At 64.8% G+C, this 6,671-nt stretch carries 5 protein-coding genes; 2 read left to right on the top strand and 3 right to left on the bottom strand.

Annotated elements, in window-relative coordinates; translation table 11 throughout:
• Positions 1-20 precede the first annotated feature (20 nt).
• Together G1E_RS19920 and G1E_RS19915 are read right to left on the bottom strand one after the other, a co-directional pair.
• Complete coding sequence (locus G1E_RS19920) at positions 21-1,307, bottom strand: FAD-binding oxidoreductase (RefSeq protein ID WP_029888100.1); 1,287 nt, start codon at positions 1,305-1,307, stop codon at positions 21-23.
• A 166-nt stretch (positions 1,308-1,473) separates the two neighbouring features.
• Positions 1,474-2,964: an aldehyde dehydrogenase family protein gene (locus G1E_RS19915; RefSeq protein ID WP_009682136.1), complete on the bottom strand. Its 1,491-nt coding sequence runs from the start codon at positions 2,962-2,964 to the stop codon at positions 1,474-1,476.
• A 136-nt stretch (positions 2,965-3,100) separates the two neighbouring features.
• Between G1E_RS19915 and G1E_RS19910 the strand changes: the two genes are divergently transcribed.
• Together G1E_RS19910 and G1E_RS19905 are read left to right on the top strand one after the other, a co-directional pair.
• The gene (locus tag G1E_RS19910; protein WP_009682137.1) at positions 3,101-3,991 is read left to right on the top strand and encodes a LysR family transcriptional regulator; all 891 of its coding nucleotides are present in this window, start codon (positions 3,101-3,103) and stop codon (positions 3,989-3,991) included.
• Positions 3,992-4,200: 209 nt separating this feature from the next.
• Positions 4,201-5,595 carry a VOC family protein gene (locus G1E_RS19905; RefSeq protein WP_009682138.1) on the top strand — a complete coding sequence of 465 codons (1,395 nt, stop codon included), beginning with the start codon at positions 4,201-4,203 and terminating at the stop codon, positions 5,593-5,595.
• A 41-nt stretch (positions 5,596-5,636) separates the two neighbouring features.
• On the opposite strand, the gene G1E_RS29740 is transcribed toward G1E_RS19905, so the two are convergent.
• Positions 5,637-6,671: methyl-accepting chemotaxis protein (locus G1E_RS29740; protein ID WP_047150049.1), on the bottom strand; the 1,035-nt coding region annotated here is incomplete at its 5' end.

Here is a 6,671-nt window from a genome sequence, read left to right as displayed (position 1 = left end):
GCCGGCGATAGGGCCAGTGCTTACAACACAACCCGCAGGCATTGCCCCGCGTGGTACAGCGAGAACCCGGACTCATAGAACGCGGTACGCAGCGATGGCGCGCTCACGCCACTCATTGGCGAGAACGGAATCGGCAGGCTGCCCGCCTCACCCTTGAGCAGGAACTCGGCAAACGCCCGGCCAATCACGGTGCCGGTGGTATTCCCACGCCCGTTATACCCGGTCACCGCCACCAGCCCCGGCGCCGGCTCGAACAGGCGCATCAGGTGGTCGGGGGTGAAGTCGATGCAACCGGTCCAGTGCATTTCCCACTCCACCTTGCCCAGGCCCGGGTAGTAATGGCTTTGAATGCGGTCGGCCCAGCTGCGCACGAACCAGGCGGGCTTGTTGTCGACCCGGCCCAGGCTGCCGAGCAACAGGCGGCCCTGGTCGTCACGGCGGATACTGCTGAGCACGGTGCGGGTGTCCCATGAGCCCTGGCCGTGCGGCAGTACCTTGTCGGCCTCAGCGCCTTGCAGCGGCTTGGAGGCGACCTGGTAGTAATAACCGCGGAAGAACTGCTTCTGCAGGTTGCTCCAGTCGCCTTCGGTGTAGGCACCGGTGGAAATCACCACCTTGTCGGCCCGTACCGAGCCACGGGCCGTCTTGACCCGCCAGGCGTCGCCCTCGCGCGCCAGGCCTTCGACAGCCGACTGCTGAAACAGCTGGCCACCCAGGCGCACCACGGCCGCAGCCAGGCCCTGGGTGTAGCCCATGGGGTTGATGGTGCCGGCGCGGCGGTCGAGCAACGCGGCGGAAATCTTGTCGGTGCCACAGTATTCCTGGCACTGCGCGCCGGTCAGCAGCTCCACGTCGGCACCGCGACGGCGCCACTGCTCGTGGCGGGCCTCAAGGTCGGCGATGCCGGTGGCGTTGTGCGCCATGTGCAACGTGCCCTTGTGCTGGGCCTGGCAGTCGATGCCCAGGCGCTCGATCATTGCGAACACTTCAGCCGGGGCTTCACCCAGCACCTGGTTCAGGCGGCTGCCCTGCTTCTGGCCAAGGGTCGCCTCGACGTCGTCGGGGCGGATCCAGGTACCGGCATTGACCAACCCGACGTTGCGCCCGGAGCCCCCGTGGCCGACCTTCCAGGCCTCCAGCAGGATCACCGACTTGCCCTGCTCGAGCAGGTGAATGGCCGCCGACAGGCCGGTAATGCCGCCACCGATCACGCACACATCGGCCTTGTGCTCACCGGCCAGGGCCTGGGCGGCCACGCTCGGTGTGCTGACGAATTCCCACAAGCATTGTTGACGCAGTTCGGACATGGCCCGGCTCCAGCAATTTGTTCTTGTTGGGGCTGCCTTGCAGCCCATTCGCGGGTAAACCCGCTCCTACGGGCACTGCACAGGTTCGAAAAGCTGTGCAGTGCCCGTAGGAGCGGGTTCACCCGCGAACCGGGGGCAAAGCCCCCGGCCATGCAGCATCAACCGATCAGTCGAACACGATACCCTGTGCCAGCGGCAGCTCGCGCGAGTAGTTCACAGTGTTGGTCTGGCGGCGCATGTAGCCCTTCCAGGCATCCGAACCGGATTCCCGGCCACCACCGGTCTCTTTCTCGCCACCGAACGCACCGCCGATCTCGGCACCGCTGGTGCCGATGTTGACGTTGGCAATGCCGCAATCACTACCCGCAGCGCTCTGGAAACGTTCGGCCTCACGCAGGTCGGTGGTGAAGATGCACGACGACAGGCCTTGTGGCACTTCGTTGTTCAGGCGCAGGGCCTCTTCAAAGTCGTCGTAGGCCAGTACGTAGAGGATCGGGGCGAAGGTTTCGTGGCGGACCACGTCGCTTTGCGCCGGCATTTCAGCGATGGCTGGCGACACGTAGTAGGCATTCGGGTACTGCTCGGCCAGCTGACGCTCACCACCGAATACCTGGCCGCCTTCGTCGCGGGCCTTGGCCAGGGCACCCTGCATGGCGTCGAACGACAGCTTGTCGATCAACGGGCCAACCAGGTTGTCCTTGCGCGGGTCGCCAATGCGGACTTTGCCGTAGGCGGCTTTGACCCGGGCAACCACTTCGTCCTTGATCGAGCGGTGCACGATCAGGCGGCGCAGGGTGGTGCAGCGCTGGCCGGCGGTACCGACCGCCGAGAACAGGATGCCGCGCACGGCCAGGTCGAGGTCGGCGCTGGGGGCCAGGATCATGGCGTTGTTGCCGCCCAGCTCAAGGATGCTGCGGCCGAAGCGTGCAGCCACACGTGGGCCAACTTCGCGCCCCATGCGGGTGCTGCCGGTGGCGCTGACCAGCGGCACACGCGGGTCGTCGACCAGGGCTTCACCGGCTTCACGGCCACCAATGACCAGCTGCGCCAGGCCCGCCGGGGCGTCACCAAAGGCTTTCAGGGCTTTCTCGAACAGTGCCTGGCACGCCAGGGCGGTCAGCGGGGTTTTCTCGGACGGCTTCCATACCACGGAGTTGCCGGCCACCAGGGCCAGTGCGGTGTTCCAGGCCCACACCGCGACCGGGAAGTTGAAGGCGCTGATCACGCCGACCACCCCCAGCGGGTGCCAGGTTTCACGCATGTGGTGCCCTGGGCGCTCGGAAGCGATGGTCAGGCCGTACAGCTGGCGCGACAGCCCCACGGCGAAGTCGCAGATGTCGATCATTTCCTGAACTTCACCCAGGCCTTCCTGGGTGATCTTGCCGGCTTCGATCGAGACCAGCTCGCCGAGGTCGGCCTTGTGCGCACGCAGCACTTCGCCAAACAGACGCACCAGCTCGCCGCGGCGTGGTGCCGGTACGCTGCGCCAGGCTTCGAAGGCGCTCTGGGCCTGGTCGATGCAGGCGGTGGTCTCGGCCTTGCCGAGCAGTTTCACCGAGGCGATCTGGCTGCCGTCGATCGGCGTGTGAACAGGGTAATCGCCCTGGGTGTAAGCCTCGGCGGCAACGCCAAGGCGCTCGAGCAATCCAGCAACCATTTGTGCTTCTCCTACATCGGGTGATGGGGTGGAAAAATGATGTGGATCAGTATTAATCCGATCACATAGGTACAACAAACGACCTTTATTCCGCATATCATTCCACCAGGTAATGATCCGTATCGCAGAGACCGCTATGTCCAAACGCCTGGTGCCCTCCATGACCGCCCTGCAGTGCTTTGAAGCTGCAGCCCGCCATTTGAGTTTTACCCGTGCCGCTGAAGAGCTGCACCTGACCCAGAGCGCGGTCAGCAAGCAGGTGGCGCAGCTGGAGGACATGCTGCGCCATCACCTGTTCCTGCGCATTCGCCGGCGCCTGCAACTGACCCCGGCCGGCAGCCTGTACCTGGCCGAGGTCAACAAGATCCTTACCCAGGTGGATATGTCCAGCCGCTACGTGCTCACCTATGGCGAGCAGACCGAGATATTGAAGGTCGCCACTCAACCGAGTTTTGGCGTGCGCTGGCTGATCCCGCACCTCAAGGGCTTTGGCAAACGGCACAGCAATATCCACCTGGATATCCGCAACGAGATGGAGCCGTTCGCCCTGCTGCAAGGTTCGGCGGACGTGGTGTTTTTCTATGGTCAGGGCACCTGGCCGGGTGCCACCTGCGTGGCGCTGTTCGGCGAAGAAGTGGTGCCGGTGTGTGCGCCGGAGCTGCTGGCCGGGCGTGAGTTGGCGGGCGCCGAACAGCTGGCCGAGTTGGTACTGTTGCAGAGTACCTCGCGCCCCGAGGCCTGGCACGAGTGGTTCCTGGAGCAGGACCTGCAAAGCGTCAACGCCTACCACGGGCCGCGCTTCGATACCTTCTATATGGCATTGAGCGCCGCGCAGACAGGCTGCGGGGTAGCACTGGTGCCGCGCTACCTGGCAGCCAAGGAGCTGGCCGACGGCAGCCTGGTGGTGCCATGGGATCACGCCATGCGCAGTGCCGGGGCGCATTACCTGGCGTATGCCGAGCATGCGGCTGAGGTGCCCAAGGTACGGGCGTTGGTGGAGTGGATCGGCGAGCAGTTGCAGGTTTGAGGTTGCCGGGCCGCTCTGCGGTACTTTCGCGACACAAGGCCGCACCTCGACCTGTAGGAGCGGCCTTGTGTCGCGATGGGCTGCAAAGCAGCCCCAATGGCCCTTGAGGTCGATCAAAAAAGGAATGACACACTCACTTTTTTTCGCTTGTGAGCAAGGTGCATTCCCAGCTTTCATGTAAGCGTCCGAACCTAACCAGGAAGCTAGCGATGCCCGCCCACGATTTCGTCAGCCCCGACAGCATTCGCGCGCAGTTTTCTGCCGCCATGTCGCTCATGTACAAACAGGAAGTGCCGCTGTACGGCACGCTGCTGGAGCTGGTGAGCGAAATCAACCAGCAGGTCATGGCCCAGCAGCCCGACGTTGCCGAGGCCCTGCGCTGGACCGGCGAAATCGAGCGCCTGGACCACGAGCGGCATGGCGCCATCCGGGTTGGCACAGCCGCAGAACTGGCTACCATCGCCCGCCTGTTCGCGGTGATGGGCATGCAGCCGGTTGGGTACTACGACCTTAGCTCTGCCGGTGTGCCGGTGCACTCCACCGCCTTCCGCGCGGTACACGAGCAGTCCCTGCACATCAGCCCGTTCCGGGTGTTCACCTCGCTGCTGCGCCTGGAACTGATCGACAACCCGCAACTGCGCGAACTGGCCCAGAGCATCCTGGCCAAGCGCCAGATCTTCACCCCGCGCGCCCTCGAACTGATCGCCCAGTGCGAGCGCGACGGCGGCTTGAATGCCACCGATGCCGCCGCATTCGTGCAGGAGGCCCTGCACACCTTCCGCTGGCACCAGGACGCCACCGTCACCGCCGAACAATATCAGCAGTTGCACGATCAGCACCGCCTGATTGCCGACGTGGTGGCCTTCAAGGGCCCGCACATCAACCACCTGACCCCGCGTACGCTGGACATCGATGCCATTCAGGTCGGCATGCCGGCCAAGGGCATTCCGCCCAAGGCCGTGGTGGAAGGCCCGCCCACCCGCCGCCACCCGATCCTGCTGCGCCAGACCAGCTTCAAGGCCCTGCAGGAAAAGGTCGCCTTCAGCGACCAGCAGGGCAGCGAAGGCAGCCACACCGCGCGCTTTGGCGAAATCGAGCAACGCGGTGCGGCCCTGACACCCAAGGGCCGCCAGCTGTACGACAAACTGCTCGATGCCACCCGCGCTGCCTTGGGCGGTGCGCCTGCCGAGGCCAACGCTGAACGTTACATGACACTGCTGAAGGACAGCTTTGCCGAATTCCCGGACGACCTCGCGCAGATGCGTGAGCAAGGCCTGGCGTATTTCCGTTACTTCGCCACCGAAAAAGGCCTGGCCGCACGTGACCAGCAAGGCCGCCCCACCACCCTGGAGGGCTTGATCGAGGCCGGCCATGTGCACTTCGAAGCGCTGGTCTACGAGGACTTTCTGCCGGTAAGCGCGGCGGGCATCTTCCAGTCCAACCTGGGTGACGATGCGCAGGCCGAGTACGGCAGCAATGCCAACCGCGATGCCTTTGAAGCGGCATTAGGGCTGCAGGTGCAGGATGAGCTGGCGCTGTATGCGCAAAGCGAGCGGCGGTCGCTGCAGGCTTGTGCGCAGGCGTTGAACCTAGGTTCGATGTAAGCCGGTAGATCGCCGGGGGCGCTTTGCGGCCCCCTGCGATATCAGCGGAAACGATCAACTTCCTGCCGCAGCTGCGCCGCCAGCCCTTCCAGCTCCCGCGCGGTAAAGGCCAGCTCATTGGCCACCTCGCGCTGCTCGCCGTTGGCCTGGGCAATGTTCTGCAAATTGCGGCTGAGCACCGTCGCCGTGCTGCTCTGCTCCTGAGTCGCCGTACTGATCACCGTGAACTGCTCACCCGCCGCACGGCTCTGCTCGTCGATACGCGCCAGCGCTTGCGCCACCTTGTCATTGCGCTGCAGACCTTCCTGCATCAGCTGGTTACCCTGCTCCAGCGTCGTGATGGCGTGCCCGGTCTGCTGCTGGATGCTGGTGATCATCCCGGATATTTCATCCGTGGCCTGGCGGGTTCGTGCGGCCAGGCTGCGCACTTCGTCCGCCACCACCGCAAAGCCGCGGCCCTGCTCACCGGCGCGGGCAGCCTCGATGGCCGCATTCAACGCCAGCAGGTTGGTCTGTTCGGCGATGGCAGTAATCACGCTGATGATGCCGCCGATTTCCTGCGAGCGTGCCCCCAGGCTGTCCATCACCGTGGCCGTACCGCCGAGGGCATCGGCGATCTGCTTCAGCGAACGCGATGCTTCATCCATGGCGCTGCGGCCGATGCGGGTCTGCTGGGCATTGTCACGCGCCATGCGCTCGGTGCCTGCCATGTTGTCGGCGATGTTCATAGAGGTGGCGCTGAACTCCTCCACCGCACCGGCCATGCTGGTGATTTCACCGGACTGCTGCTCCATGCCCTCGCAGGCCCCGGCCGACAGGCCAGACAACGATTTGGCGCGCGAGCTGACTTGCTCGGACGCACTGCGAATGTGCTCGACCATGCCTGACAAGGCCTCGCCCATCTTGTTGAAGCTGCTGGCCAGTTGGCCGATTTCGTCGTGGCTGGTCACGCTCAGCCGCGCGCTCAGGTCACCTGCGCCCAGCGCTTCGGCCTGGCGCACCAGCGCGTCCAGCGGCCGCAGCTTGCGCCGCAACAGCCACAGGGTAGCCGCCACCGCCAGGACCATGGCCAGCAG

This window comes from Pseudomonas sp. TJI-51, from assembly GCF_000190455.2.
In the GTDB taxonomy this organism is placed as follows: domain Bacteria; phylum Pseudomonadota; class Gammaproteobacteria; order Pseudomonadales; family Pseudomonadaceae; genus Aquipseudomonas; species Aquipseudomonas juntendi.
Note: the sequence above shows the minus strand (reverse complement) of the source record. Positions and strands in the feature narration are given on the sequence as shown.

What these genes read in the sequence shown, in the direction of transcription:
- G1E_RS19920 (WP_029888100.1), bottom strand. Translation starts at nt 1,307, where the DNA reads ATGTCCGAACTGCGTCAACAATGCTTGTGGGAATTCGTCAGCACACCG.
- G1E_RS19915 (WP_009682136.1), bottom strand. Translation starts at nt 2,964, where the DNA reads ATGGTTGCTGGATTGCTCGAGCGCCTTGGCGTTGCCGCCGAGGCTTAC.
- G1E_RS19910 (WP_009682137.1), top strand. Translation starts at nt 3,101, where the DNA reads ATGTCCAAACGCCTGGTGCCCTCCATGACCGCCCTGCAGTGCTTTGAA.
- G1E_RS19905 (WP_009682138.1), top strand. Translation starts at nt 4,201, where the DNA reads ATGCCCGCCCACGATTTCGTCAGCCCCGACAGCATTCGCGCGCAGTTT.